Origin of the sequence: Streptomyces sp. NPDC001868 (assembly GCF_040297125.1) — a bacterium.
In the GTDB taxonomy this organism is placed as follows: Bacteria; Actinomycetota; Actinomycetes; order Streptomycetales; family Streptomycetaceae; genus Streptomyces.
In genome coordinates, this window is sequence record NZ_JBEOYO010000042.1 from 1 (window position 1) to 26,543 (window position 26,543).

The window sequence follows — 26,543 nt, forward strand, 5'->3', positions numbered from 1 at the left end:
GGCCACGGCCCCTAGAGGGCCGCAGGCCCCTCTCAGGGGCGCGGGGAACGGCGCGACCAGCCCCCACCGGACCCGCGGACGGGGGTCGAAGGGGCGCAGCCCCTTGAGGATGGGACGGGTAGGGGCGGCGGGGGCGGAAGACGCCTCAGAGACGCGACACGTTCCGCTCGTACACCAGCCGCAACCCGATCAACGTCAGCCAAGGCTCGTGCTCGTCGATCACGGACGACTCACCCAGCACCATCGGCGCCAGCCCACCCGTCGCGATCACCGTCACATCCTCGGGATCATCGGCCAGCTCCCGGACCATGCGGCCCACCACACCGTCCACCTGCCCGGCGAACCCGTAGACGATCCCGGACTGCATGGCCTCGACCGTGTTCTTGCCGATCACACTGCGCGGCCGGGCCACCTCGATCTTCCGGAGCTGGGCCCCCTTGACGCCCAGCGCCTCGACGGAGATCTCGATGCCGGGGGCGATGACACCGCCGACGTACTCACCGCGCGCGCTGACCGCGTCGAACGTCGTCGCCGTACCGAAGTCCACGACGACGGCCGGCCCGCCGTACAGCTCGACGGCGGCGACGGCGTTGATGATGCGGTCGGCGCCGACCTCCTTGGGGTTGTCGGTGAGGATCGGCACCCCCGTCTTGACGCCGGGTTCGACGAGGACGGCCGGGACGTCGCCGTAGTAGCGGCGGGTCACCTCGCGCAGCTCGTGCAGGACGGACGGGACGGTCGCGCAGATCGCGATGCCGTCGATGCCGTCGCCCAGCTCCTCGCCCAGGAGCGGGTGCATGCCCATGAGGCCCTGGAGGAGGACCGCCAGTTCGTCGGCGGTACGGCGCGCGTCCGTGGAGATGCGCCAGTGTTCGACGATGTCCTCGCCGTCGAACAGACCGAGGACGGTGTGGGTGTTGCCCACGTCGATGGTCAGCAGCATGGCCCGTCCCCGCCCTACTCGGCCGCGCGCAGGTCGAGGCCGATGTCCAGGATCGGGGCGGAGTGGGTCAGGGCCCCGACGGCCAGGTAGTCGACGCCGGTGTCCGCGTACGCCTTCGCGTTCGTCAGCGTCAGACGGCCCGACGCCTCAAGGGCGGCCCGGCCGGCGACGATGCCCACGGCCTCCTCGCACTCGACCGGCGTGAAGTTGTCCAGGAGGATCAGATCGGCGCCCGCGTCGACGACCTCGCGGAGCTGGTGGAGGGTGTCGACCTCGACCTCGATGGGCACCTCGGGGAACATCTCGCGCACGGCCTTGAAGGCCTGGGCGACACCGCCCGCGGCGACCACGTGGTTGTCCTTGACGAGGGCCGCGTCCGAGAGGGACATCCGGTGGTTGACCCCGCCGCCGCAGCGGACCGCGAACTTCTCCAGGGAGCGCAGCCCCGGCGTCGTCTTCCTGGTGTCGCGCACCTTCGCCTTCGTGCCCTCCAGGGCCTCCGCCCACGCGCGCGTGGCGGTGGCGATGCCGGAGAGGCGGCACAGCAGGTTCAGGGCGCTGCGCTCGGCGGTGAGGAGGTCGCGGGTGGCGCCGGTGACGCTCAGGAGCTTCTGGCCGGCCTCGACACGGTCGCCGTCGACGACGTGCCGCTCGACCTCGAACTCGTCGGAACAGGCCACCGACAGGACCGCCTCGGCGATTCTGAGGCCCGCCACGACGCCGCCCTCGCGGGCGGTGAAGTCGGCGGTGGCGCGGGCGTCCTCGGGGATGGTCGCGACCGTGGTCACGTCCACGCCGTGGTCCAGGTCCTCCTGGATGGCGACGTTGGCGATGTCCTCGACCTCCACGGGGTCGAGTCCGGCGTCGGCCAGGAGCTGGGCGAGCGCGGGATCGAGCCCGCACTCCATGTACTCGTCGTCGGGGAGGCCTTCGTCGGCGCCGCAGGCGCAGCCGTCGCCGCAGCCGCCGCTCTGGGCGAGGGGAAGGTCGGGAGTGCTCACGTCTGTCACTGCTCCTGCTGGTGCTGCCGGGTCGGGGGGAAGTCTGCGGTATCCGTGGTGTGTACGGCGAGCGTCCGGTCCGGATTCAGCCGTACGACGATATGGCGGCGCCAGGCGGCGTCGTCGCGGTCGGGTTCGTCCTCGCGCCAGTGGCAGCCGCGGGTCTCCTCGCGCAGCCGGGCGGCGGCGACCAGGACGCGGGCCACGCACAGGAGGTTGGTGGCCTCCCAGGTGTCGACGCCGGGCTCGGCCGTCTTGCCGTTCTCGGCGAGGGCGTCGCGGGCCGCCGCGTGCAGCCGGTCCAGGGACTCGGCGGCGGTCGCGAGGGAGGCCTCGGAGCGCAGCACGCCGGCGCCCTCGGTCATGGTCCGCTGGATCGCGAACCGTATCTCCGGGGCGAGCAGCGGGTGCGCGGGCTGCTCGGCGTACGGGACAGGCTCGGGCACGCGCGCGTGGAGGCCGTTCCCGTCGTGGACGGCGGCGATGTCGGCGGCGATGCGCTCGGCGTAGACCAGGCCCTCCAGGAGGGAGTTGGAGGCGAGCCGGTTGGCGCCGTGGACGCCGGTGCAGGCGACCTCGCCGCAGGCGTAGAGGCCGGGGACGGTGGTGCGGCCGTGGGAGTCGGTGCGGACGCCGCCGGAGGCGTAGTGGGCGGCCGGGGCGACCGGGATGGGCTCGGTGACCGGGTCGAGGCCGTGGGCGCGGCAGGCGGCGAGGATCGTCGGGAAGCGGTGCTCCCACATGTGCGCGCCGAAGTGCCGGGCGTCCAGGTACATGTGCTCGGCGCCCTGCTCCTGCATCCGGCGCATGATGCCCTTGGCGACGATGTCCCGGGGCGCCAGCTCGGCCAGTTCGTGCTGGCCGACCATGAAGCGGGTGCCGTCGGCGTCCACCAGGTGCGCGCCCTCGCCACGGACGGCCTCGGAGACCAGGGGCTGCTGGCCCTCCGCGTCGGCGCCCAGGAACAGCACCGTCGGGTGGAACTGGACGAATTCGAGGTCGGAGACCTCCGCGCCGGCGCGGAGCGCGAGGGCCACGCCGTCGCCCGTGGACACCGACGGGTTGGTGGTCGCCGAGAAGACCTGGCCCATGCCGCCCGTCGCGAGGACGACCGCGGGCGCGTGCACGGCTCCCACGCCGTCGTGCTGGCCCTCCCCCATGACGTGCAGGGTGACACCGGCGGTACGGCCGTCGGCGTCGGTCAGAAGGTCCAGGACGAGCGCGTTCTCGACCGTGCGCAGTCCACGCGCGCGTACGGCCTCGACGAGGGCCCGGGAGATCTCGGCGCCGGTCGCGTCGCCGCCCGCGTGGGCGATGCGGCGGCGGTGGTGGCCGCCCTCGCGGGTCAGCTCAAGGCCGCCCTCCTCCGACTCGTCGAAGTGGGCGCCGGTCTCGATCAGGCGGCGTACGGCGTCGGGGCCCTCGGTGACCAGGAGCCGTACGGCGTCCTCGTCGCACAGGCCCGCGCCGGCCACCAGGGTGTCGTCCTGGTGCTGTTCGGGGGTGTCGCCCTCGCCGAGGGCGGCGGCGATGCCGCCCTGGGCCCAGCGGGTGGAGCCGTCGTCGAGGCGGGCCTTGGTGACGACGACCGTGCGCAGGCCGGCGGCCTCGCAGCGCAGCGCGGCGGTGAGACCGGCGACGCCCGAGCCGACGACCACGACGTCGGCGGAGACGGACCAGCCCGGGGCGGGCGCGTGCAGTCGTATGCCTGTGGTGGTCACGAGGCGGCTCCGAAGGTCAGGGGGATGTTGTCGATCAGCCGGGTCGTCCCCACCCGGGCCGCGACGGCGAGGACGGCCTCACCGGTGAAGTCCGCCGGGATGTCGGTGAAGTCGGACGGGTCGACCAGGGCCAGATAGTCCAGGGCGAGCGGCGGCTTCATGCGCAGGGCGTCGTCGAGGACGAGGCGGGCGGCGGCGCGGACGGCGGCCGGGCCGCCGGGCGCGGACTTCGCCATGGCGTGCGCGTCGGCCGCCGCGCGGGACTCGCCGATCGCGCTCAGGGCCTCGGCACGCGCGCGTGTGGCGGGCACCTCGCGGGCACGCGCGCGCAGCGCCTCCTGCGCGGCGTGCCGGTCGCGGCCCGCGAACAGCGCCTGGGAGAGCGCCAGGGCCGTACGGCGCTCCTCGGTGGACAGATACCGGTTGCGGCTGGACAGTGCCAGGCCGTCCTCCTCGCGGACGGTCGGTACGCCGACGATGTCCATGCCGAAGTTCAGGTCGCGGACCATGCGGCGGATCAGGGCGAGCTGCTGGGCGTCCTTCTGGCCGTAGAGCGCCACGTCGGGGCGGGTGAGGTGGAGCAGCTTGGCGACGACGGTGAGCATGCCGTCGAAGTGCCCGGGGCGGGCGGCCCCCTCCAGGCGCTCCCCCATGGGCCCCGCGGTGACGCGGACCTGGGGCTCGCCGCCCGGGTAGACCTCGTCGACGGACGGGGCGAACACGACGTCCGCGCCCGCCGCTTCGGCGAGTTCGACGTCGGCGTCCAGGGTGCGCGGATAGCGGTCGAGGTCCTCGCCGGCGCCGAACTGCAGGGGGTTCACGAAGACGGTCACGACGACCTCGCCGGCGCCGCCCGCGATGCGGCGCGCCTCGCGGATCAGGGTGGCGTGGCCCTCGTGCAGGGCGCCCATGGTCATCACGACGGCCCGGCGTCCCGCACGCGCGCGTGCGTGGAGGGCGTCGGCGGTGGCCAGCACGGTGGTGGTCATCGGGCGTTCCCTTCGGTGCCGTCGGTGCCGCCCGCTCCGGTGGTGCCGTCCGTCCCGCCCGCGAGCACCCCGAGGAGGTCCTCGGCCAGTTCCGGCTTGAGCAGACCGTGGGCGAGGGCCCGGTCGGCGGTCGCGCGGGCCATCGCCAGATACCCGGCCACGGTCGCGGGGGCGTGCGCGCGCAACTCGGCGACGTGCGCGGCGACCGTGCCCGCGTCCCCGCGCGCGACGGGGCCGGTGAGAGCCGCGTCGCCCGACCTGAGGGCGTTGTCCAGGGCGGCGCCGAGCAGCGGGCCGAGCATGCGGTCGGGGGCGGAGACACCGGCCGTGCGCAGCAGCTCCATGGACTGGGCGACCAGGGTGACCAGGTGGTTGGCGCCCAGGGCGAGGGCCGCGTGGTAGAGCGGGCGGTTCTCCTCGGCGATCCACTCGGGCTCGCCGCCCATCTCGATCACCAGCGCCTCGGCGGCCAGCCGCAGCTCGTCGGGTGCCGTGACCCCGAAGGAGCACCCGGCGAGCCGCTGCACGTCCACCGGGCTCCCCGTGAACGTCATCGCGGGGTGCAGCGCCAGCGGCAGCGCCCCGGCCCGCAGCGCGGGGTCCAGCACCTTCGCGCCGTACCGCCCGGAGGTGTGCACGAGGAGCTGCCCGGGCCGGACGGAACCGGTCTCCGCGAGGCCCTCGACCAGGCCCGGCAGGGCGTCGTCCGGGACGGTCAGCAGGACCAGGTCCGCCTGTCGCAGCACATCGGCCGGGGACATCAGCGGCACGTCGGGCAGCAGTTCGGCGGCGCGTCGCCGGGAGGCGTCGGAGACTCCCGAGACGGCCACCGGCCGGTGCCCGGCCAGTCGCAGTGACGCCGCCAGCGCGGGACCGACGCGGCCGGCGCCGACCACGCCGACGGTGAGCCGCGCGGGGCGGTCCTTCGGCTCCGGTTGCTGGAATGTACTCACTCGGTGGTGGCCTTCCCGTTCCAGTCCGCTCTGGGTACCGGACGATTTCTCGTCATGTTAACGCGATTGGTTCGAGAGGCGTTCGGTTGTCCACAGGCTGTGGGTGATCGCGGCCGTTTCCGCAGGTCGCGTCCGAGCGTCCGGGTACGGCCCGTATCCGGTGTGAAATCCGGGTGCCGGGCGGGAGGGGCCGGGGGATGATCCCGGGATGAGTGAAACGGCGGAGACGACCGCGGAAGAGAAGATGTCCGAGGAGGCGAAGGCGGCCGAGGAGTCCCCGGTGGCTCTGCGGTACAGGCGGCGGCAGGCCGCCCACCGGGCCGCCGCGCGGGTGCTGGCGCGGCCGAGCGCCCTGGCGACGGTCCGGGAGCGGCTGGCGCTGCTGGACGCGGCCGGGGACGTGTACGACCTGGACGAGACGGCGGACATGTACGGCAACGGGGTCGTGGAGGCCCTGGAGGAGCGGACCGCCGCACTGCTCGGCATGGAGGCCGCCGCGTTCTTCCCGACCGGCACGATGGCCCAGCAGGTCGCCCTGCGCTGCTGGGCGGCCCGTACCGGGAACCCGGCCGTCGCCCTGCACGCGCTCGCCCATCCCGAGATGTACGAGCGGCACGCGTTCAGCCGGCTCAGCGGGTTGCGGCCCGTCCATCTGACGCGCGAGCCGCGGCAGCCGACCGCCGACGAGGTACGCGGTTTCGACGAGCCCTTCGGGACGCTGATGCTCGAACTGCCCCTCAGGGAGGCCGGTTTCGTGCTCCCCTCCTGGGAGGAGCTGACGGAGATCGCCGACGCGGCACGCGCGCGGGACGCGGTCGTCCACTTCGACGGGGCCCGCCTGTGGGAGTCCACCACCCACTTCGGCCGCCCCGTGGACGAGATCGCGGGTCTCGCCGACAGCGTCTACGTGTCGTACTACAAGTCCCTCGGTGCCTACGGCGGTGCCGCGATCGCCGGCCCCAGGACCCTGATCGACGAGGCGAAGGCCTGGCGACACCGGTACGGCGGCCAGCTCTTCCAGCAGTTCCCCACCGCGCTGTCGGCCCTCGTCGGCCTGGAGCGCGAGCTGCCCCGGCTGCCGGAGTACGTCGGCCACGCGCGCGTGGTCGCCGCCGCGCTGCGCGAGGGGTTCGCGGCGGCGGGGGTGCCGTGGGCCCGCGTGCATCCCGAGGAGCCCCACACCAACGAGTTCCAGGTGTGGCTGCCGTACGAGGTCGACGTGGTCGCGGAGGCCGCGGTCCGGCAGGGCGAGCAGACGGACGCGCTGCTCTTCGCCCGCCCCTGGGACCGGGGCGGGCCCGGGCTGGCCGTCACGGAGATCGAGATACGGGCCGCCGCGCTGGAGTGGACGGCGGCGGACGTACGCGGGGCCGTGGCGGACTTCGTGGCGCTGGCGGAGAAGGTGGCCGAGGAGGGGACGAGCGGGTGAGCGGTCGCCGGGCGGGACACCGGAGTCCTGCCGTCCGGGCGAGTGGCCCGGATCGCGGCGTCCGGGATCTCGGCGCAGGGGATCTCGCCGTGGGGGATGTCGCCGTGGGGGATCTCGGCGTCCGGGCGGGGGCGTTGTCAGTGGTCCGGTGCACCATGTGGTCATGAGCGTGCGTATCGATGTCACCGGACTGCGGCGGGAGCGGGTGGCCTTCGTGCCCTCGCCGCTGGCCGAGCTGGGCATGGCGCTGCACGTGCTGTCCGAGCCGGGGCACCATCCGGGGCTGCAGGGCTGGGTGACGGGGGTGACCGCCCGGCTCGACACACGGCTCGCCGACCGTATGTGCGAGGCCGACTTCCTGTGGCGTTCGACGTTCTCGGACCTGTTCATGCCGTTCGCCGGCATCCCGGGCCGGGACACCCTCCCGGGTGCGACGCTCGCCGACGACCTGGATCTGCTGGACAAATTGACGGACGACCAGTTCGTCGACGCCGGGCTGGAGTTCGTCTGCACTCCGGGGTACGACGCGCGTCGGCGCGACGCGCTGTCCGATCCGGAGGCCCGCCGGCTCGCCCTGGAGCTGGCCGCCGCGCGCGGGCCCCAGCAGGTGCGGTTCGCCCGGCGGCTGCTGGCGGACCCGCCCGCCGTGCGGGCCTGGCTGCGGCGGTTCCTGGAGGACTGCGGCGAGGCCTTCTTCGCCGAGACCTGGTCCCGGCTCAGCCACCCGCTCGCGGCGGACGCCCGCCACAAGACCGAGCTGCTGCGGCACAAGGGGCTCGCCGAGGCGCTGGCCGCCGTGTCCCCCTCGGTGGCCCTCGACGAGCACGCGGGGCGGATCACCGTGGACAAGCTGATCGAGAGCCGCACGCACACCGGCGACGGCGGCCTGCTGCTCGTACCGACCAGCCTCGGCCGGCCCCATCTCACCGTCCTGCACCGCTTCGGCTGGCAGCCGGTGATCCAGTACCCCGTGAGCGCCGCCGAGCCCGCCGCCCCGCCCTCCGTCGAGCAGCTCGCCCTGCGGATGACCGCCCTGTCCCACCCCGTCCGTATGCGCCTGTGCCGGTACCTCGCCCGCAGCGCGTACACCACGGGTGAGCTGGCCCAGATGCACGGAGTGACCCCGCCGGAGATATCCCGGCACCTGGCCGTCCTCAAGAAGGCGGGCCTCCTGACCACACGCCGCCGGGGCCGGTACGTACTGCACCAGCTGGACGTGACGGTGGTGGCCCGCCTGGGGAGCGACTTCCTGGAGGGGCTGCTCAGATAGGGCGGACGGCGATCACCGCCGTGCCCCTCGGTGGGCGGGCGCTCAGCCGTGCCCTCCCGCCCGCACCAGCCCCGTCTCGTACGCCAGGACGACCACCTGGACGCGGTCGCGGAGGCCCAGCTTGGTGAGGATGCGGCCGACGTGGGTCTTGACGGTGGCTTCGGACAGGACGAGGCGGGCGGCGATCTCGCCGTTGGAGAGGCCCTGCGCGACGAGGATCATGACCTCGCGTTCGCGTTCCGTGAGGCGCTCCAGCTCCTTGTGCTTGGGTTCCGTGCCCGTGCTCGGGAGCATCGGGGCGAACCGGTCGAGCAGGCGCCGCGTGGTGGAGGGCGCGACGACGGCGTCGCCGCTGTGCACGGCACGGATCGCGGCGAGCAGCTCACCGGGCGGTACGTCCTTGAGCATGAATCCGGAGGCACCGGCCTTCAGCCCGGAGAAGGCGTACTCGTCGAGGTCGAAGGTGGTCAGGATGAGCACCTTCGGCGGGTTGGGGTCCGCGCAGATACGGCGGGTGGCCTCGACGCCGTCCAGCTTCGGCATCCGGACGTCCATGAGGACCACGTCCACCTCGGTCGTCCGGACGACCTGCAGGGCCTCGACACCGTCGCCCGCCTCCGCCACGACCTCCATGTCCGGCTGGGCCGCCAGCACCATCCGGAACCCGGTGCGCAGCAGCACCTGGTCGTCGACGAGCATTACGCGGATCGCCATCGGGTCCTCTTCCGTGTCCACAGATGTCAGCGTCTTCAGCTTCAGATCTCAGTGCCTACAGCTGCCAGTGTCTACAGGTGCCGGCGCCCACAGGTGCCGGCATCCACAGGTTCCGCCGTCTACAGGTGTCAGCGAGTGGCATGACCGTGTCAGTGTGCGGGCTTCAGGGGCAGCAGGGCGCTGATCCGGAAGCCGCCGCCGGGGCGGGGACCCGCGTCCAGCGTGCCGCCGACCATACCGACGCGCTCACGCATCCCGATGAGCCCGTGCCCCTGGCCGTCGACGCCGCCCTCCTCGTACAGCTCGTGGGGCGCGCCCTTGCCGTCGTCCTCGACGAGCAGACCGAGGCCGTCGTCGAAGTAGACCAGCCGGACGCTCGCACCGGTGTTGGGGCCGCCGTGCTTGCGGGTGTTGGTGAGGGCCTCCTGCACGATGCGGTACGCCGTCAGCTCCACCCCGCTGGGCAGCGGGCGCGGGGTGCCCTCGATCTTGAAGTCGACCGGCAGACCGGCCACCCGGCACTGCTCGACGAGGTCGTCGATCTGCTCGACATCCGGCTGCGGGACGTACTCGCCGACCTCCTTGTGCTCACCGGTGCGCAGCACACCGAGCAGCCGGCGCATCTCGGCGAGGGCCTGGCGGCCTGTGGAGGAGATGGTCTCCAGGGCCTTCTTCGCCTGGTCGGGGGCGGCGTCGAGGACGTACGCGGCACCGTCGGCCTGGACGACCATCACGGAGACGTTGTGCGCCACGACGTCGTGCAGCTCACGGGCGATCCGGGCGCGCTCGGCGGCGACCGCGACCTTGGCCTGCGCCTCGCGCTCCTTCTCCAGCCGGGCGGCGCGCTCCTCCAGCTGCGCGAAGTACGCGCGGCGCGTGCGCAGGGAGTCGCCGAGCACCCAGGCCAGGGCGAACGGCACGGTCAGGAACAACGCGAGCACCGCGTTGCCCATCGTGCTCGTGTCGTCCTCGGTCCAGCGCAGCTGTCCCAGCGACGCCGCGCAGAGGCCGCCGCCGAGGGCGAACCAGGAGGCCCAGCGGGCGCCGTTCGCCGCGACCGTGTAGATGACCACGAGCATCGCGAAGTCGGCCGGGATTCTCGGTACGTCGAGGATCAGCTGCGCGATGCCCGCCGCGGCGGCCAGCATCAGCATCTTCTCGGGCATGCGGCGCCGAAGGGCGATCGACAGGCACAGGGCGAGCGTGATCACCACGAACGCGGTCTCGTTCATGTCGTTCGCGTAGTCGGGGTCGATCGCTCCGCCCGCCAGGGTCACCACGAGCAGGGCGACGGCCCAGAAGCTGTCGACCCATGTCGGATGCCGGCGGAGGAAGTCATAGAGGCGCTGCACGTAACCCAGCGTAGGGAAGGGGGCGGTGTGCCGGGGTCAACCGGAGGACCGATCCGTGACCGGGCCACGTACTCCCCAAGGTGGAGGCGTTGTTGTCCGTTCCGCTTAGCCTGGCGCGGGGACGGATCGCCTACGAGCTCGGGAGGGTGCGTTGTCTTGCGGCCGCGGGTCGTGTGGGGCTGATCGCGCCCACGCGGCGGAGACGCCTATGTCAGGGCCCCGCGCCCCCGAGGGGGCGCGGCCTTGGCGGGTGGCGGCCGAGGAGGCGCTGTACGGGCCTGCGGGCTTCTACCTGCGGCCGGACGGGCCCTCCGCGCACTTCCGGACCTCCGTGCACGCCTCCCCGCTCTTCGCCGCCGCCGTGGCCCGGTTGCTGTGCCGGGTGGACGAGGCGGTGGGGGGGCCTGGTGAGCTGGCCTTCGTGGACCTGGGAGCCGGGCACGGGGAGCTGGTGCTCGGGGTGCTGGACGCGCTCCCCGCCGAGGTGTCGTCCCGCACGCGCGCGTACGCCGTCGAACTGGCCGCCCGGCCCTCCGGTCTCGATCACCGCATCGAGTGGCTCGCGGAACCGCCGAAGGGGATCACCGGGCTGCTGTTCGCCAACGAGTGGCTGGACAACGTGCCCGTGGAGGTCGTCGAGGTGGACGCGGCGGGCGTACCCCGGCTGGTTCTCGTACGGGAGGACGGCAGCGAGGTGCTCGGGGAGGCCGTCGGCGGGGAGGAGGCGCGGTGGCTGGACCGGTGGTGGCCGCTGGAGCCGGAGGAGGGGCTGCGGGCCGAGGTCGGGCTGCCGCGGGACCGGGCGTGGGCCGCGGCCGTGGCAGGCGTGGAGCGGGGGCTCGCCGTCGCCGTGGACTACGCGCACCTGGCCGGCGCCCGGCCGCCCTTCGGGACGCTCACGGGGTTCCGGGAGGGGCGGGAGACCTCGCCGGTCCCGGACGGGTCGTGCGACATCACCGCGCATGTGGCGCTGGACGCGTGCGCGCTGCCGGGGGCCCGGCTGCTCACCCAGCGGGAGGCCCTGCGCGCCCTGGGGGTCACCGCGGGCCGCCCGCCGCTCTCCCTGGCGACCACCGACCCCGCCGCCTACGTACGGGCCCTCGCGGGCGCGGGCGAGGCCGCCGAGCTGACCGCGCCGGGCGGGCTGGGCGACTTCGGCTGGCTGACCCAGTCGGTTGGAATTCCGGACCCACTCGCCGACCAGGCCGACACATAGGGCGCAGAGGGCGCACGGGACGTATAGGGCACACGGGACGTATAAACAGCCCTACTTGTCGATGTCCCCGACCACGAAGAACAGCGAGCCCAGGATCGCCACCATGTCGGCCACCAGGGTCCCCGGCAGCAGTTCGGTGAGGGCCTGGATGTTGTTGTACGAGGCGGAGCGGAGCTTCAGGCGGTACGGGGTCTTCTCGCCCTTGCTGACGAGGTAGTAGCCGTTGATGCCGAGGGGGTTCTCGGTCCAGGCGTAGGTGTGACCCTCGGGGGCCTTGAGGACCTTCGGGAGGCGCTGGTTGACCGGGCCGGGCGGAAGCTCGGCGAGACGGTCGAGGCAGGCGTCCGCGAGGGCCAGGGAGACGTGGGTCTGCTCCAGGAGGCACTCGAAGCGGGCGAGGCAGTCGCCCTCGTCGCGCGTGACGACCTTCAGGACGTCCTGGAGTTCGCCGTACGCGAGGTACGGCTCGTCGCGCCGCAGGTCGAAGTCGACACCGGAGGCGCGGGCGATGGGGCCGCTGACGCCGTACGCGTGCACCGCCTCCGGGGAGAGGACGCCCACGTCACGGGTGCGGCCCCGGAAGATCTCGTTGCCGAGGACCAGGTCGTCGAAGACACCCATCCGGGAGCGGACGTCCGCGACGGCGGCACGCGCGCGTGCGGTCCAGCCCGCCGGGAGGTCCTCCTTGAGGCCGCCGACCCGGTTGAACATGTAGTGCATCCGCCCGCCGGAGATCTCCTCCATGACGCTCTGGAGCTCCTCGCGCTCCCGGAAGGCGTAGAAGACCGGGGTGATGCCACCGAGCTCCAGCGGGTACGAACCGAGGAACATCAGATGGTTCAGGACCCGGTTCAGCTCGGCGAGGAGCGTACGCATCCAGACCGCGCGCTCGGGCACCTCCATGCCGAGCATGCGTTCGACGCCGAGGACGACGCCGAGCTCGTTGGAGAAGGCGGAGAGCCAGTCGTGGCGGTTGGCGAGCATGATGATCTGGCGGTAGTCGCGCGCCTCGAAGAGCTTCTCCGCGCCCCGGTGCATATAGCCGATGACCGGTTCGGCGTGCTGGATCCGCTCGCCGTCGAGGACGAGCCGCAGCCGCAGCACACCGTGCGTGGACGGATGCTGCGGGCCGATGTTGAGCACCATGTCCGTGCTCTCGGCGGCACCGCCGATACCGACCGTCGTCTCTCGGGTCCGCGAGGTCTCCGTCGGGGGAGTCATGGACACAGTCTGTCGTACGTACGCTGGCGGAATGGAGACGGGGAGCGTGGGGACCTTGGAAGACGGCGCCGGGCGGGCGGAGGGTGAGCCGGTCTGGACCGGGCTGCCGCCCGGGTTGTTGCGGATGAGGCGGCTGTTGCTGGTGGTGTGGCTCGGGCCGATCACGATCGGTACGGCCGTCCTGGTGGGCTGGCTGGCGGGCCCGCCCTGGGCGGCCTTCGCGTTGCTGCCGCTGGGGCTGCTGCTGTGGGGCTGGCCGATGCTGGGCCGCAACTGGCGGTCGTGGCGGTACGCCGAACGGGCCGACGACCTGCTGATCAGCCGGGGTGTGCTCTGGCGCGAGGAGACCGTGGTGCCGTACGGGCGCATGCAACTGGTCGAGGTGACCTCCGGGCCCGTGGAGCGGCACTTCCACCTGGCGAGCGTGCAGCTCCACACGGCCGCGGCCGCCACGGACGCCCGCATCCCCGGCCTCGACCCGGCCGAGGCCGAACGCCTCCGCGACCGTCTCACCCAACTGGGCGAGGCCCGATCGGCAGGGCTGTGACGGTGCCGACTCAGGACGCGGACGACACGGTACGGGCGGAGCCGGCCGACGACACGCCTGGTGGGGCGGCGGAGACCGGTGGCGAGGACAAGCCGGGCGAGGCGGCGGAGGCCAGGGCTGGGGCCGGGGCCGGGGCCGGGGCCGGGGATGTCGACGCGGTGGCCGGCGGGAAGCCGGTCGTCGAGCAGCGGCTGCATCCGGTGACGCCGTTCCGGCGGGCCTGGGCGCCGGTGACGGTGCTGATCGGATGGGGGGTGCACGATCCGGACGGGGCGCAGCGGCAGCTGATGCGGCTAGACACTTCGACCCTGCTGATAGGACTCGCGGTGTTCGTCCCGGCCGCCGCCCTGTACGGCTTCCTGACCTGGTGGTTCACCCACTTCGCGGTGACCGACAGCGAACTGCGCATCCGTACCGGCCTGTTGTTCCGCCGCACCGCCCACATCCGCCTCGAACGCATTCAGGCCATCGACGTCAACCGCCCGCTGCTGGCCCGGATCGCGGGCGTCGCCAAACTCAAACTCGATGTGGTCGGCACCGACAAGAAGGACGAGCTGGCCTATCTCGGTGAGGCGCACGCCGGCGCCCTGCGGGCCGAACTCCTCGCCCGCGCCGCCGGTTTCGCGCCGGAGACCGCGCACGAGGTCGGCGAGGCGCCCGTACGGCAGCTGCTGAAGGTCCCGGCGGGCGTGCTGGCCGTGTCCCTCGTCCTGACCGGCGCCACCTGGGCGACCCTGGTGGCCGCGGTCGTCGTGCCGTCCGTGCTGTGGTTCTTCACGGAGAGCGTGTGGACCGTCCTCGCGACCGCGCTGCCGCTGCTCGGCGCGGCCGGGGCGAGCAGTGTGGGGCGGTTCGTCACCGAGTACGACTGGACGGTCGGCGACTCCCCCGACGGGCTCCGCATCGACCACGGACTCCTCGACCGGGCCCACGAGACGGTCCCGCCCGGCCGCGTGCAGACCGTACGCGTCGTCGAACCGCTGCTGTGGCGGCGACGGGGGTGGGTGCGGGTCGAGCTGGACGTGGCCGGCTCCTCGAACTCCGTCCTCGTGCCGGTCGCGCCGCGCGAGGTGGCCGAGGCCGTCGTCGCGCGCGTGCTGCCGGGGGTGAGCGTGCCGGACGCGGCGGCGCTCGTACGGCCGCCGGGGCGTGCGCGGTGGTGCGTGCCGGTGTGGTGGCGGGGGTACGGAATCGCCGTCAGCGACGCGGTGTTCGCGGCGCGGCACGGGCTGCTGCGGCGGCGGCTCGACCTCGTGCCGCACGCGAAGGTGCAGAGCGTACGGCTGTCGCAGGGGCCCTGGGCTCGGTACAAGGGGCTCGCCGACGTCCATGTCGACACCGGTGCCAACAAGACCGTGACCGCGCGGTTGCGGGACGCGGGTGAGGCGGCGGAGCTGTTGCGGGCGCAGGCGGAGCGGTCGCGGACGGGGCGGCGGGAGGCTCTGCCGGATCGGTGGATGGTGTAGCGGGGGCGGGGGTTCAGCCTTTGGGCGCCCGGAGTCTGGGGCTGACGCGTGGGCGCCCCGTGGTTGGCGGGGCGCCCGGGGGCTTCGGCTGGGCTCGGACGGGGTTTCACTCACCGGGGCTTGCCGGGTGCCGCCGCGCCCACCCTCCCCCATCGCCCCAGCGGCACGATTGCCCGCAGTGGGTGAGGCGGGTGAGGCGGGCGGGGCGGGGGCCGGGCTAGCCCGCCGCCGTGCGCAGGCCCTGTACGTCGATCTGTTCCGTTTCGTCGTGGGCCGTGAGGTCGATGACCTGGCCGACGCCTCGGGACGTTTCGTCGGCGTACTTGAACCCGGCCTCGGACTCGGCCTTGTGGAGCGCGAGGGCCTCCTGGCCGACCACATCGGCGAGGTCCTCGTTCTGCACGGCCTCCAGGGCGTCCGCGCCCTTCTGCGTACCGAAGAAGTCGAACCCGCCCTCCACGACCGCCCGTCGCTGCGGCGCGGCCGGAACCACGGCCACGGCCGTGGGCACCGTGAAATGACCGACCGGCGGAAGCGCGGGCAGCACGGGCGGCGCCGGCGGAGCGGTCTGCTCCGCCTCGGCCGCGTACCCCACTCGTCCCGACGGCTCCACCCGCGTCAGCTCGGCCACGCCCGTCGACCGTGCCGGAGCGGAGACCGCGGGTACGGACTCGGCGGCCGCGCGCTCATGCCCACGGGCCGCCACGGACTTCCCCGCCGCGTCGTCCTCCTCGGAGGTGAGCACCGGAACCGGCTCCTCCGCCTCGGCGGAACGTCCCTGCCGGGTGCCCCCATCGGTCGGCCCGTCCGGGTCGCCCTTGGGAGATGGGCCCTTGGGGGAACCACCGGAATCACCGGAACCCCTGGAACCGCCCTGCGGCGCCTGGCCCTTGGCGGGCTCGTCGGCGGACTCGTCGGTGGACACATCGGTGGACTCGCCGGCGGGCGCTTCCACCGGCTCGTGGGCAGGCTCGTCGGCCGGTACGTCGACGGAGTCGGCAGCGGAGTCGTCAGCGGACGCCGTCTCGACCTCACCCTCGGCCTCGGCCTCGGCCTCGTCCTCGGCCTTGGCGGCGCTCACCTCGTCGGTGTCGGCCCCTGCGGACTCGACGCCAGCATCCGCACCGGCATCGGCCTCGACATCAATGTCGGCGTCGGCGCGGGCGTCAGCCACGGCACCGGCCTCTGCACCGGCCTCGGCCTCGGTCTCGGCCTCATCCGCAGCCAACCCCTCCCCCTCGGCCTCGGACACAGCCGCACGCTCGCCCTCGGTCGCACCCTCGCCCTCGGCCTCGGCCTCAACCCCGGCTTCCGCCCCGGCCGTCGGCCCCTCGCTCGCCCCCCGCTGGGTGATGATCCGGTCCAACGCCGAGTTCGCGCGCAGGAAGAGCGCGGAACCGGCCGGCGAGAACACCGAGAGGGCCTGCTCCTGCGCCCCCGAGTCCTCCGTGTCGGCCACGGCGGCGTCTCCCTCGCCAGAGGGGTCCGCGTCGGCCGAGGCAGCCACAGCCGCGCCCTTCGCGGTCTTCGCCGTCTCCACGGTCCGCGCCGCCTTGGCCGCGGCCTTGGAGGCGGTCTCCCACGAGGCCCAGGGCGCCCCCGCCGCGGGAACCCCCTGCGGCGGCACCGGCGAGGCCTGAGCCGCCACGGTGCCCTCGTCGCCCGCACCCACAGCCGTATCCGAATCCACAGCCTTACCCGCGTCCACGTCCGCGTCCGCGTCCGCGCCGGCCGCCGTCAACGCCCGCGTCCCCTCCGGAACGGTCGCCTCGATCTCCAGCAGGCGGCGGCCCTCCAGGGCGCTGGCCCGCTCGGTCTCGGCGGTGGCGTAGCGGCGCAGCAGCGCGGCGTGCTCGTTGCGGAGGCCCGCGAGTTCGGTGCGCTTGGCGCGGAGCTTGTGCTCCAGCTTGGTGCGCAGCTCGCGCGACTCGTCGAGGTCGGTCTCCAGTTCGGCGACCCGCTCCTCGTGGCGCCACTCGTCGCTCGCCCGCGCGCGCGTGAGGTCGGCGACGCGTTTGCCCGCCTCGACGTCCCAGCGGCGCATGACCGCCGCGCCCACCGCCGCGGTCGCCGCGGCGACGGCGGCGGTGACCCGGAGTACCGCCGGCTCGGAGAACAACCATGGCCCGAGGGCGCAGACGAGCGAGACGCCTGCGATCGCCGTGGGGGGCAGCAGCCTGTGCAGAGGCGGTGAATGGCGGTGACGTCCACGTGGCATGGCCAGAAACTTACCGCGCGTAGGCGAATGATGGTGCCCCGGGCCGTAAAAACTCAGCCGCCCGCTAACCTCTCACAAGCCCTCACAGGCTCCCTCACCGCCGGTGCACCAATGCGCCCACCGGCGACTCCTCTACTGGATCAACCTCGTTGAATCCAGATACGCCTTGGCCACATCTGCTTCGTCTTCCCCTTAATCCCCCACTCGGGGATTCCGGCGAATTACCGATCACTCAACCGCCCGCTGATCCACTGCAACGTCGCCGGGATCTCCCGCCGCCACGTGTTGAAGTTGTGCCCGCCGCTGTCGAGGATGATCGACGAGATCCGCGTCGGCCGCTTCTCCTTCACCTGCTCGATGAACTTCAGTGTGGCCCCGTAGTTGGTCTCCCCCTGTTTGCTGCTGGTGACCAGCAGAGAGGTGTCCGGAGCCGGACGGTGCTTCAGATACCAGAAGAGATCCGCCTCGTTCCGCAGCGTCTTGTTCCCCTGGAAGAGATCACCGGTCGTCGCGTCGATCGGCGCCTTGTAGTACGGCGAGAGGCCGGCCCCCGCGGCGTACACCCGGGGGTGGTGCATGGCCAGTTTCAGTGCGCAGTAGCCGCCGGTCGAGTCGCCGATGATGCCCCAACTGCCAGGCTTCTTCCCGACCCTGTAGTGGTGGCCGACGGCGTCCGGCAGGTCCTTGGCGAAGAAGGACTCGGTGCGCGGCCCGCCCGGGACGTCCACGCACTCGGTGTCGCGCGGCGGTGCCACGGTCGGCCGCAGCATGACGAGGATCATCGGCTGCGCCTTGCCGTCGCGGGCCAGCCCGTGGGCCGTCTGCGGAAAGTGGAGGCCCTTGATGAGCGCCTCGGCGGTGCCGGGGTAGCCGGTGAGGACGACCGCGGCGGGGAAGGTGCGGGTGCGGTACCGGGGCTGGAAGTACTCCGGCGGCAGATACACGTACGCCGGGCTGGCGATCCGGGTCGTACGGCCGACGATCTCGATCTTCTGGATCTGGCCGCCGACCTGGGGCCGGGCGCCGCCGGTCACGTTCACCTGCTGGGTGTCGACGACCCGCAACGGCCCGCCCGTGTCGGCGTCGTCGTGGTCGACGACCACCCCCTGGCCGTTCTCCCGCCCGAGGAGGTCGGCCCAGCTGGCGTAGAACCCGAAGGCCTGGTTCGCGACGAGGCCGACCGACGCGAAGAGGGCGACCTGCGTGGCCAGCAGGACGGCGATCCGGCCGACGACGGCCCGCCAGCCGCGACGCGCCAGCCGCGGCCACAGCCACACCGTGCCGATGAACAGCAGCACGGCGGCCAGAACCGCCAACGCCAGCATCTTGTTGCTCGTGAGACCCATCGGGTTGTCCCCTGCCGCCCTTTCTTTCCTTGTCTTTCCTTGTCCTTTGGTTCAGCTTTCCGTTCGAGAGTGAACCTCCCTCGCCAAGGCACCGTCCTAGAGGGCGCAATGTCGCCGGATGCCGGAAAGGCACCGGATCCACGCTCACTCGCGAACTAACGGGATGCGATGTCTGTCAGGACAGATGGGGAAATGTCGGGTGGGGTTCCGGTCCGGTCGGACCGATCGAGCCGCCCCCCGTCGAGCGCCGTCCGGCGCGGATACGGCGCCGTGCGCGGCGCGTTGCGCGGGCCGCGCCCCGAGGCCGTGCCCGCCCTGGCCGCCAGGGCCTGCATGCTCGTCGGGCTCGTGGACGTCGCCGCGGGTGTGTTCCCCCGGTTCCGGTACAGCCTCATGCACTCGCTGGCCGAGGTGCTCCCGGGCGCGCTCGGACCGTTCGCCGCGGCCCTCTCCCTGAGCGCGGGCGTCCTGCTGCTTCTGCTCGCCCACGGCCTGCGCCGGCGCAAACGACGGGCCTGGCGCGCCGCCGTGATCCTGCTGCCGGCCGGGGCGATCGCCCAGTTCACCTACCGTCACTCGCTCGTCGGCGTCCTCGTCTCGCTCGCGCTGCTCATCCCGCTGCTGCGCCACCGCGACGAGTTCCGCGCCCTGCCCGACCCCACCAGCCGCTGGCGGGCGCTGGCCAACTTCGTGCTGATGGGCGCCGGTTCGATCGGCCTCGGCCTGTTGATCGTCAGCGCCCACCCCGGGCGCATGATGGGCGACCCCAGCCTCGCCGCCCGTCTCGAACACGTCATCTACGGCCTGTTCGGCTTCGAGGGCCCGGTCGACTACGCCGGCAACACGTCCTGGACGGTGGCCTTCTCCCTCGGCGCCCTCGGTCTGCTGACCGCCGTCACCACCATCTACCTGGCCTTCCGCCCCGAACACCCGGCGGCCCGGCTCACCGACGACGACGAGGTACGGCTGCGCGCCCTGCTCGACAGGCACGGCGGCCGGGACTCCCTCGGGCACTTCGCGCTCCGCCGCGACAAGGCGGTCGTCTTCTCCCCGAGCGGCAAGGCGGCGGTGACGTACCGCGTCGTCTCCGGGGTGATGCTCGCCAGCGGCGACCCGATCGGCGACGTCGAGGCCTGGCCCGGCGCGATCGAACGCTTCATGGACGAGGCGAAGGCCCACTCCTGGACGCCGGCCGTCATGGGCTGCTCGGAGACGGGCGCGGAGGTCTGGACCCGGGAGACCGGCCTCGACGCCCTGGAACTGGGCGACGAGGCGGTGGTGGACGTCGCGGATTTCTCCCTCGCCGGACGCGCGATGCGCAACGTGCGTCAAATGGTGAAGCGCATCGAGCGCCTCGGCTACGAGACCCGGGTCCGGCGCGTCCGTGACCTCGGCGAGGCGGAGCTGAACCGGATCCGCCGCGCCGCCGAGGACTGGCGCGGCACCGACACCGAGCGCGGTTTCTCCATGGCGCTCGGCCGCGTCGGCGACGCGGCCGACGGGGACTGCCTGATCGCCACCGCCCACAAGGCGGACGAGAACCCGGGCGCGTACGGCGACCTGAAGGCCGTACTCCACTTCGTGCCCTGGGGCCCCGACGGCGCCTCCCTGGACCTGATGCGCCGCGACCGCTCGGCGGACCCCGGCATGAACGAACTCCTCATCGTCGCGGCCCTCCAGGCGGCCCCCCGCCTGGGCGTCGAGCGGGTCTCCCTGAACTTCGCGATGTTCCGCTCGGCCCTGGCGCGCGGCGAGAAGATCGGCGCAGGCCCGGTGCTGCGCGCCTGGCGCGGGCTGCTGGTCTTCCTCTCCCGCTGGTTCCAGATCGAGTCGCTGTACAAGTTCAACGCGAAGTTCCGGCCCCGCTGGGAGCCCCGCTTCGTCGTCTACGCCACCTCACGCGACCTCCCGCGCATCGGCTTCGCCGCGATGCAGGCCGAGGGCTTCGTCAATCTCGCGCTGCCCCGTGTGTTGCGCCGGCGTGCGAAGGCCCCGGCTCCGTGCGCACACGCGGTGCGCTCCGCGAGCAACGCCGTGTGAGCGGTGACGCCGTAGGGACCGTGCGGGCCGTCCGTGGCCGGTCGCGCAGTTCTCCGCGCCCCTTGTCATGGCCTTCGGCCGATTCAAGGGGCAGCGGGGCCTACACCGCGCGCGCCGCGCCGCCGTTCGTGTCGTCGTCCTCCGGGAGCTTGCACACGCGCTCCAGGAAGAAGGCGGCCACTATGACGGCGATCCCCGCGACGACGGAGAACCCGGCGTAGATGGCCTGGTCGCGGCGGGCCGGGACCTCCAGGGACTCCAGGAGGAAGGCGCCGACGCCGCCGTACATCCCGGAGACGAGGGCGGCGACGAGGGCGCTGGCCTGGCCGAAGACGACCGCGCGGGCGGCCATCAGGGGCTCCACGCCCTTGGCGTCGGGCCGGCGCTCCCGCTGGGCCTTGAGCCGGTTGCGCAGCGACAGCGCGGTGGCCGTCAGGACGGCGGCGATCAGGGCGAGCACGATGGGGGCGGCCAGCGGGACGCTCGGCAGTGTGCCCACCGAGTTCCACAGCCGGGCCCCGGCCCAGGACAGCACCCCCGCCACGACGAACACCGCGGCCAGCGTCCTGATGCGCAGCTCTTTCACGATGCCCTTTCGACGAGCCCGATGGTCCACGGACGCCGGGTTCACGGGCGCCGGGTGGTCGGCCCGGCCGGTGATCCCGACGGCGTCGGGGATGATCCCGACCCGGTAGACCTTAACGACTACTCGGGCAGGTGGAGTTCCAGGTCGGCGCGGGGCGACACACCTTCGCCGGTGACATCGTCCAGGAGGAGGGCGACCGGGCCCCGGCCGGCGAGCTGGGCCTCGGGCTCGACGTCGTGCCAGGGGGCGAGGACGAAGGCCCGCTCGTGGGCGCGCGGATGGGGCAGGGTCAGCGCCGGGTCGTCGGAGACCACGTCCGCGTACGCCACGATGTCGACGTCCAACGTGCGCGGCCCCCAGCGCTCGTCCCGCACCCGGTGGAAGGCCTCCTCGACGGCCTGGGCCCGCTCCAGCAGCGAGGAGGGCGGCAGGGTGGTCTTCAGGACGACGACCGCGTTGAAGTACGACGGCTGGCTGCCCGGCGCCACGCCCCACGGCTCGGTCTCGTACACCGGCGACACGGCTTTGATACGGACGCCCGGCGTGTCCTCCAGCGCGTCGATGGCGCCCTGGAGGTTCTCCAGGCGGTTGCCCAGGTTCGAGCCGAGGGAGATCACGGCCCGGCGGGGGTTGTGCAGGGTCGTGTCGGCCTCGTCCACCTTCCGCACGACGGAGGCGGGCACCGGCTGTACGGTCGGGTCGCTCGGACCCTCGGTGAAGAACGCGGTCATACTCGGCTCCGGGTGATGGTGACGGTCACGTCGTCGAAGGGGACGGTGATCGGCGCGTTCGGCTTGTGGACGGCGACCTCGACCTCCTGGACCCCCTCGTGCTTCAGGCACGCCCGGGCGATGCGCTCGGCGAGCGTCTCGATGAGGTTCACCGGTTCGCCCTCGACGACGGCGACGACCTCCTCCGCCACGATCCCGTAGTGCACGGTCTTCGCCAGGTCGTCGTCGGCCGCGGCCGGCCGGGTGTCCAGGCCGAGCGTGAGGTCCACGACGAAGGTCTGGCCCTCCTCGCGCTCATGCGGGAACACCCCGTGGTACCCACGGGCCCTGAGGCCGCGCAGCGCGACACGATCCACGCGAATCACTCCTGCAATCGTCGACGACGGCCGGTGTCTTCCGGTGTCTTCCGTATACGCAGATGTGCGGGCGGCACACCGGCCACCCCCGAATCTACCTGCGGGCACCGACAGCGCTCACGCACGGAACCCGGCGGTTCCGTGTTCCCGATCACTCCCCGGCCCGGAGGACCGCCTACCCACTCAGGACGGTGACTCGTCACCCTCGTCGTCATCGGATTCGGTCAGCACCGGGGAGCCGTGGTGCGACCACAGCTTCCAGCCGTCGGCCGTGCGGCGGAACACGTTCGTGGCGACCACCAGCTGCCCCACGAGCGGCCCCAGCTCATCGCTGCCGTCCGGCGCCGGACCCCCGCTGAGGATGTTCTCGGTGCAGGTGACGAGCGCCGTGTCCCCGGTGACCGACACATGCACATCGGTGAGGAAGAACTGGATGTACTCCGTGTTCGCCATGATCAGCGCGTACGACCGCAGCACCTCTCCGCGGCCGGTGAGGACCGGCCAGCCGGGGTGCACACAGGAGATCACGCCGGTCTCGGCGGGGTCGTGGTACTCCTCGTCCACGCCCACCTCGGCCGGGGTCAGCCAGAGCGAGGCGAGCGTCTCGAAGTCGCCCTGCTCCATGGCCTCGTAGAAGGCCCGGTTGGCGAGTTCGACGTGCTCGACGTCGGTGTGGGGAGCGCTCACCGCTCCCGGGCCCCTTCGATGGCGCGGGTCACACGGACCGCGTCGGCGGTGGCGCGGACCTCGTGCACCCGGACCGCCCAGGCGCCCTGCTGGGCGGCCAGGGCCGACACGGCGGCCGTGGCGGCGTCCCGTTCGCGTGCGGGCGGCGGGGCACCCTCCGGGCCCGCCAGGACCCGGCCGAGGAACCGCTTGCGGGAGGCGGCGACCAGCAGGGGGTGGCCGAGGCCGTGCAGCCGGTCGAGATGGGCGAGGAGAGCGAGGTCGTGCTCGGCGTTCTTGGAGAAGCCGAGACCCGGGTCGACAACCACCCGGTCCGCCGGGACGCCGCCCTCCAGAACGGCCTCCACGCGCGCGTGCAGCTCGTCCAGCACCTCGGCGACGACGTCCTCGTAGACGCCCCGCACCTTTCCGCCCTCCAGGAAGCCCCGCCAGTGCATCACCACGAAGGGGGCGCCCGCGTCGGCGACCACCGGGATCATCGCCGGGTCGGCGAGGCCACCGCTGACGTCGTTGACGAGGGCGGCACCGGCCGCGAGGGCCTGCTCGGCGACGGCGGCACGCATCGTGTCCACGGAGACGGTCACCCCCTCGGAGGCCAGTCCCCGCACGACGGGGATGACGCGTTTGAGCTCCTCCGCCTCGTCGACGCGGGCGGCACCGGGGCGGGTCGACTCACCGCCCACGTCCACCAGGTCCGCGCCCTCCCCGACCATGTCCAGACCGTGCTTGACCGCCGCCGTGGTGTCGAACCAGCGGCCGCCGTCGGAGAAGGAGTCCGGAGTGACATTGACGACGCCCATGACCGCGCAACGATCCCACTCGGGCATTCCGGCCACCTGGCCGCGCCGGTTCTGCTTGCTCATGCGTCAAGCCTAGGCCCCTGGGGGCGGCCTCGATCCGCCGCTCCCGGCACAGGGGGCCGGTCAGTGGGCCATGATGAGGCTCATCGCCTCGTTCCGGGTCGCCGCGTCCCGGAGCTGGCCGCGCACGGCCGACGTTATGGTCTTCGCGCCGGGCTTGCGGATGCCCCGCATCGACATGCACATGTGCTCGCACTCCACGACCACGATCACACCGCGCGGCTCCAGGATCTCCATCAGCGAGTCGGCGATCTGCGTCGTCATCCGCTCCTGCACCTGCGGGCGCCGGGCGTAGACGTCCACGAGCCGCGCCAGCTTCGACAGACCGGTGATCTTGCCGCTGGTCGACGGGATGTACCCGACATGGGCCACACCCCGGAACGGCACCAGGTGGTGCTCACAGGTCGAGTACACCTCGATGTCCTTGACCAGCACCATCTCGTCGTGGCCGAGGTCGAACGTCGTGGTCAGCACGTCCTCCGGCTGCTGCCACAGCCCCGCGAAGATCTCCCGGTACGCCCGCGCCACCCGCGCCGGCGTCTCCCTGAGCCCCTCCCGGTCGGGGTCCTCCCCGACCGCGATCAGCAGCTCGCGTACGGCGTTCTCGGCACGCTTCTCGTCGAACTCGCCGATGGTGCCCTCGCCGTCCAGCGTCACGGGGTCGGTCATGTCGTGCCTCGCTCCTGAGCCTGTGACGCGTGCGGACTGCGCGTCTCAACTTTCGGCCATGTTCCGGCCATATGAAAATGCCGCGCCCCCCAGGCTAAATCCAGGGGGGCGCGGCATCCATTCCAGCTTTGGTGAGGCGGCCGGGGGCCGGGAGCCGGGGCTCCCGGGTGGCCGGTTCTCACCGGTCGGGCGTCAGCTCTCCGGGGTCTCCTCCGGGGTCGCGTCGACGGGCGCCTTGGTGGTGATCGCCGGCGTCGCGCCGTTGGCGCCGTTCGTCAGTGCGAGCTCCCGGGGGGAGAGCACCGGCGGACGGGTGGAGGGGGTGCGGCGGGAGGAGCCGGTCCAGGCGGGCCGGGGCGGACGCTTGACGATGGGGGCGAAGATCTCGGCGATCTGCTCCTTGCCCAGCGTCTCCTTCTCCAGCAGCTGAAGCACCAGGTTGTCGAGGACGTCGCGGTTCTCGACCAGGATCTCCCAGGCCTCGTTGTGCGCGTTCTCGATGAGCTTCTTGACTTCCTCGTCCACGAGCGCGGCGACCTCTTCCGAGTAGTCGCGCTGGTGACTCATCTCACGTCCGAGGAACGGCTCCGAGTTGTCGCCGCCGAACTTGATGGCGCCCAGACGCTCGGTCATGCCGTACTGGGTGACCATCGCACGGGCCAGGCTGGTGGCCTTCTCGATGTCGTTCGAGGCGCCGGTGGTCGGGTCGTGGAAGACCAGTTCCTCGGCGGCCCGGCCACCCATCATGTACCCGAGCTGGTCGAGCATCTCGTTACGGGTGGTCGAGTACTTGTCCTCGTCCGGCAGGACCATCGTGTACCCGAGGGCGCGGCCCCGGGACAGGATCGTGATCTTGTGGACCGGGTCGGAGTTCGGTGAGGCCGCCGCGACCAGGGCGTGACCGCCCTCGTGGTACGCGGTGATCTTCTTCTCCTTGTCCGACATGATCCGGGTCCGCTTCTGCGGGCCCGCGATCACACGGTCGATCGCCTCGTCCAGCATGTGGTTGTCGATCAGCTTGCGGTCGCTGCGGGCCGTCAGGAGCGCGGCCTCGTTCAGGACGTTGGACAGATCGGCACCCGTCATACCGGGGGTGCGGCGGGCGACAGCCCCGAGGTCGACGTCGGGCGCGACCGGCTTGCCCTTCTGGTGGACCTTGAGGATCTCCAGACGGCCCTGCATGTCCGGGCGGTCGACCGCGATCTGGCGGTCGAAGCGGCCCGGGCGCAGCAGCGCCGGGTCGAGGATGTCCGGGCGGTTCGTCGCGGCGATGAGGATCACACCGCCCTTGACGTCGAAACCGTCCATCTCGACGAGCAGCTGGTTCAGCGTCTGCTCGCGCTCGTCGTGACCGCCGCCGAGGCCGGCGCCGCGATGGCGGCCGACCGCGTCGATCTCGTCGACGAAGACGATCGCCGGGGCGTTCGCCTTGGCCTGCTCGAACAGGTCACGCACTCGCGAGGCACCGACACCGACGAACATCTCGACGAAGTCGGAACCGGAGATCGAGTAGAAGGGGACACCCGCCTCGCCGGCGACGGCGCGCGCCAGCAGCGTCTTGCCCGTACCGGGCGGGCCGTAGAGCAGCACACCCTTGGGGATCTTGGCGCCGACGGCCTGGAACTTGGCGGGCTCCTGCAGGAACTCCTTGATCTCGTGGAGTTCCTCGACGGCCTCGTCCGCGCCCGCGACGTCCGAGAACGTCGTCTTCGGGGTGTCCTTGGTGATGAGCTTGGCCTTGGACTTCCCGAAGTTCATGACCCGGGAGCCGCCGCCCTGCATCTGGTTCATCAGGAACAGGAAGACGACCACGATGAGGACGAAGGGGAGCAGGGACAGCAGGATGCCGACGAAAGCGTTCTGCTTGGTCGGGGAGACCGTGTAGCCGTCGGGGATCTGCTTGTTCTGGAACTTGTCCTGCAGGGTGTTGGCGAGGGTGACGCCCTGGTCGCCGATGTAGCTCGCCTGAATCTTCGAGCTGCCCTCGATCTTCTGGCCGTCCTTGAGCTGAACCTTGAGGAGCTGCTCTTCGCCGGTGGTCAGCTTGGCTTCTTTGACCTTGTTGTCATTGATCGCCTGGACCACCTGGCCGGTGTCCACCGTCTTGTAGCCGCCGGACGAGCCGACGACCTGCATCAACACGACCACGGCAAGGACGGCCAGCACGATCCACATGACTGGCCCACGGAAGTATCGCTTCACGTCCATCCATACGGAGCGGTGCCGCC

At 72.3% G+C, this 26,543-nt stretch carries 23 protein-coding genes; 6 read left to right on the forward strand and 17 right to left on the reverse strand.

Features of this window, described 5'->3' with window-relative positions:
* Nucleotides 1-145 precede the first annotated feature (145 nt).
* Genes ABT147_RS34475 through ABT147_RS34495 form a run of 5 tightly spaced genes read right to left on the reverse strand, consistent with a single transcriptional unit; the run spans nucleotide 146 to nucleotide 5,607 of the window.
* Nucleotides 146-943: a type III pantothenate kinase gene (locus tag ABT147_RS34475; protein ID WP_005475764.1), complete on the reverse strand. Its 798-nt coding sequence runs from the start codon at nucleotides 941-943 to the stop codon at nucleotides 146-148.
* Nucleotides 944-957: 14 nt separating this feature from the next.
* Complete coding sequence (gene nadC / locus ABT147_RS34480; RefSeq protein ID WP_351413593.1) at nucleotides 958-1,944, reverse strand: carboxylating nicotinate-nucleotide diphosphorylase; 987 nt, start codon at nucleotides 1,942-1,944, stop codon at nucleotides 958-960.
* A 5-nt stretch (nucleotides 1,945-1,949) separates the two neighbouring features.
* Nucleotides 1,950-3,665: an L-aspartate oxidase gene (locus tag ABT147_RS34485; RefSeq protein ID WP_351413595.1), complete on the reverse strand. Its 1,716-nt coding sequence runs from the start codon at nucleotides 3,663-3,665 to the stop codon at nucleotides 1,950-1,952.
* The gene (gene panC / locus ABT147_RS34490; RefSeq protein ID WP_351413597.1) at nucleotides 3,662-4,654 is read right to left on the reverse strand and encodes a pantoate--beta-alanine ligase; all 993 of its coding nucleotides are present in this window, start codon (nucleotides 4,652-4,654) and stop codon (nucleotides 3,662-3,664) included. Before panC ends, ABT147_RS34485 begins: the two co-directional genes overlap by 4 nt.
* Nucleotides 4,651-5,607, reverse strand: coding sequence for a Rossmann-like and DUF2520 domain-containing protein (locus ABT147_RS34495; RefSeq protein WP_351413599.1), 957 nt, complete (start codon nucleotides 5,605-5,607; stop codon nucleotides 4,651-4,653). Before ABT147_RS34495 ends, panC begins: the two co-directional genes overlap by 4 nt.
* Before the next feature lie 208 nt (nucleotides 5,608-5,815).
* Here ABT147_RS34495 and ABT147_RS34500 point away from each other — a divergent pair, with 208 nt between their 5' ends.
* Both ABT147_RS34500 and ABT147_RS34505 read left to right on the forward strand, forming a co-directional pair.
* On the forward strand, nucleotides 5,816-7,036 hold the full coding sequence (locus ABT147_RS34500) for a threonine aldolase family protein (protein WP_351413600.1): 1,221 nt from the start codon (nucleotides 5,816-5,818) through the stop codon (nucleotides 7,034-7,036).
* A gap of 163 nt (nucleotides 7,037-7,199) precedes the next feature.
* Nucleotides 7,200-8,306: a DUF5937 family protein gene (locus tag ABT147_RS34505; RefSeq protein WP_351413602.1), complete on the forward strand. Its 1,107-nt coding sequence runs from the start codon at nucleotides 7,200-7,202 to the stop codon at nucleotides 8,304-8,306.
* A 42-nt stretch (nucleotides 8,307-8,348) separates the two neighbouring features.
* Here the strand turns inward: ABT147_RS34505 and ABT147_RS34510 are convergent, their stop codons facing one another.
* Together ABT147_RS34510 and ABT147_RS34515 are read right to left on the reverse strand one after the other, a co-directional pair.
* Nucleotides 8,349-9,020: a response regulator transcription factor gene (locus tag ABT147_RS34510; RefSeq protein WP_351413604.1), complete on the reverse strand. Its 672-nt coding sequence runs from the start codon at nucleotides 9,018-9,020 to the stop codon at nucleotides 8,349-8,351.
* Nucleotides 9,021-9,169: 149 nt separating this feature from the next.
* Complete coding sequence (locus ABT147_RS34515) at nucleotides 9,170-10,372, reverse strand: sensor histidine kinase (RefSeq protein WP_351413606.1); 1,203 nt, start codon at nucleotides 10,370-10,372, stop codon at nucleotides 9,170-9,172.
* Between the two features lie 208 nt (nucleotides 10,373-10,580).
* Here ABT147_RS34515 and ABT147_RS34520 point away from each other — a divergent pair, with 208 nt between their 5' ends.
* Complete coding sequence (locus tag ABT147_RS34520; RefSeq protein ID WP_351413608.1) at nucleotides 10,581-11,588, forward strand: SAM-dependent methyltransferase; 1,008 nt, start codon at nucleotides 10,581-10,583, stop codon at nucleotides 11,586-11,588.
* 51 nt (nucleotides 11,589-11,639) lie between these two features.
* Here the strand turns inward: ABT147_RS34520 and ABT147_RS34525 are convergent, their stop codons facing one another.
* Nucleotides 11,640-12,809, reverse strand: coding sequence for an NADH-quinone oxidoreductase subunit D (locus tag ABT147_RS34525; protein WP_351413610.1), 1,170 nt, complete (start codon nucleotides 12,807-12,809; stop codon nucleotides 11,640-11,642).
* 31 nt (nucleotides 12,810-12,840) lie between these two features.
* Here ABT147_RS34525 and ABT147_RS34530 point away from each other — a divergent pair, with 31 nt between their 5' ends.
* Both ABT147_RS34530 and ABT147_RS34535 read left to right on the forward strand, forming a co-directional pair.
* Nucleotides 12,841-13,356 (forward strand): PH domain-containing protein, encoded by a 516-nt coding sequence (locus ABT147_RS34530; protein WP_351413612.1) that lies wholly within the window; start codon nucleotides 12,841-12,843, stop codon nucleotides 13,354-13,356.
* 2 nt (nucleotides 13,357-13,358) lie between these two features.
* Complete coding sequence (locus ABT147_RS34535; protein WP_502983209.1) at nucleotides 13,359-14,822, forward strand: PH domain-containing protein; 1,464 nt, start codon at nucleotides 13,359-13,361, stop codon at nucleotides 14,820-14,822.
* 217 nt (nucleotides 14,823-15,039) lie between these two features.
* Here the strand turns inward: ABT147_RS34535 and ABT147_RS34540 are convergent, their stop codons facing one another.
* Together ABT147_RS34540 and ABT147_RS34545 are read right to left on the reverse strand one after the other, a co-directional pair.
* A complete protein-coding gene (locus ABT147_RS34540; protein WP_351413614.1) occupies nucleotides 15,040-17,040 on the reverse strand; it encodes a hypothetical protein in 2,001 nt (666 codons plus the stop codon).
* 221 nt (nucleotides 17,041-17,261) lie between these two features.
* A complete protein-coding gene (locus tag ABT147_RS34545; RefSeq protein ID WP_351413616.1) occupies nucleotides 17,262-18,386 on the reverse strand; it encodes an alpha/beta hydrolase in 1,125 nt (374 codons plus the stop codon).
* Nucleotides 18,387-18,578: 192 nt separating this feature from the next.
* Here ABT147_RS34545 and ABT147_RS34550 point away from each other — a divergent pair, with 192 nt between their 5' ends.
* Nucleotides 18,579-20,426 carry a phosphatidylglycerol lysyltransferase domain-containing protein gene (locus ABT147_RS34550; RefSeq protein ID WP_351413618.1) on the forward strand — a complete coding sequence of 616 codons (1,848 nt, stop codon included), beginning with the start codon at nucleotides 18,579-18,581 and terminating at the stop codon, nucleotides 20,424-20,426.
* Between the two features lie 100 nt (nucleotides 20,427-20,526).
* Here ABT147_RS34550 and ABT147_RS34555 read toward each other — a convergent pair whose 3' ends face one another.
* From ABT147_RS34555 to ftsH, 7 genes are all read right to left on the reverse strand, one after another.
* Nucleotides 20,527-21,012, reverse strand: a complete 486-nt coding sequence (locus ABT147_RS34555; RefSeq protein WP_351413620.1) for a DUF3180 domain-containing protein — start codon at nucleotides 21,010-21,012, stop codon at nucleotides 20,527-20,529.
* 119 nt (nucleotides 21,013-21,131) lie between these two features.
* Nucleotides 21,132-21,743 carry a 2-amino-4-hydroxy-6-hydroxymethyldihydropteridine diphosphokinase gene (folK, locus tag ABT147_RS34560; protein WP_351413622.1) on the reverse strand — a complete coding sequence of 204 codons (612 nt, stop codon included), beginning with the start codon at nucleotides 21,741-21,743 and terminating at the stop codon, nucleotides 21,132-21,134.
* Complete coding sequence (gene folB, locus ABT147_RS34565) at nucleotides 21,740-22,099, reverse strand: dihydroneopterin aldolase (RefSeq protein WP_351413624.1); 360 nt, start codon at nucleotides 22,097-22,099, stop codon at nucleotides 21,740-21,742. Before folB ends, folK begins: the two co-directional genes overlap by 4 nt.
* Before the next feature lie 183 nt (nucleotides 22,100-22,282).
* Nucleotides 22,283-22,786: a nuclear transport factor 2 family protein gene (locus ABT147_RS34570; RefSeq protein WP_351413626.1), complete on the reverse strand. Its 504-nt coding sequence runs from the start codon at nucleotides 22,784-22,786 to the stop codon at nucleotides 22,283-22,285.
* Nucleotides 22,783-23,649 carry a dihydropteroate synthase gene (gene folP, locus ABT147_RS34575; RefSeq protein ID WP_351413628.1) on the reverse strand — a complete coding sequence of 289 codons (867 nt, stop codon included), beginning with the start codon at nucleotides 23,647-23,649 and terminating at the stop codon, nucleotides 22,783-22,785. Before folP ends, ABT147_RS34570 begins: the two co-directional genes overlap by 4 nt.
* A 60-nt stretch (nucleotides 23,650-23,709) precedes the next feature.
* On the reverse strand, nucleotides 23,710-24,315 hold the full coding sequence (gene folE, locus ABT147_RS34580) for a GTP cyclohydrolase I FolE (protein ID WP_184905107.1): 606 nt from the start codon (nucleotides 24,313-24,315) through the stop codon (nucleotides 23,710-23,712).
* A gap of 192 nt (nucleotides 24,316-24,507) precedes the next feature.
* Complete coding sequence (ftsH, locus tag ABT147_RS34585) at nucleotides 24,508-26,523, reverse strand: ATP-dependent zinc metalloprotease FtsH (RefSeq protein ID WP_351413704.1); 2,016 nt, start codon at nucleotides 26,521-26,523, stop codon at nucleotides 24,508-24,510.
* Nucleotides 26,524-26,543 lie beyond the last annotated feature (20 nt).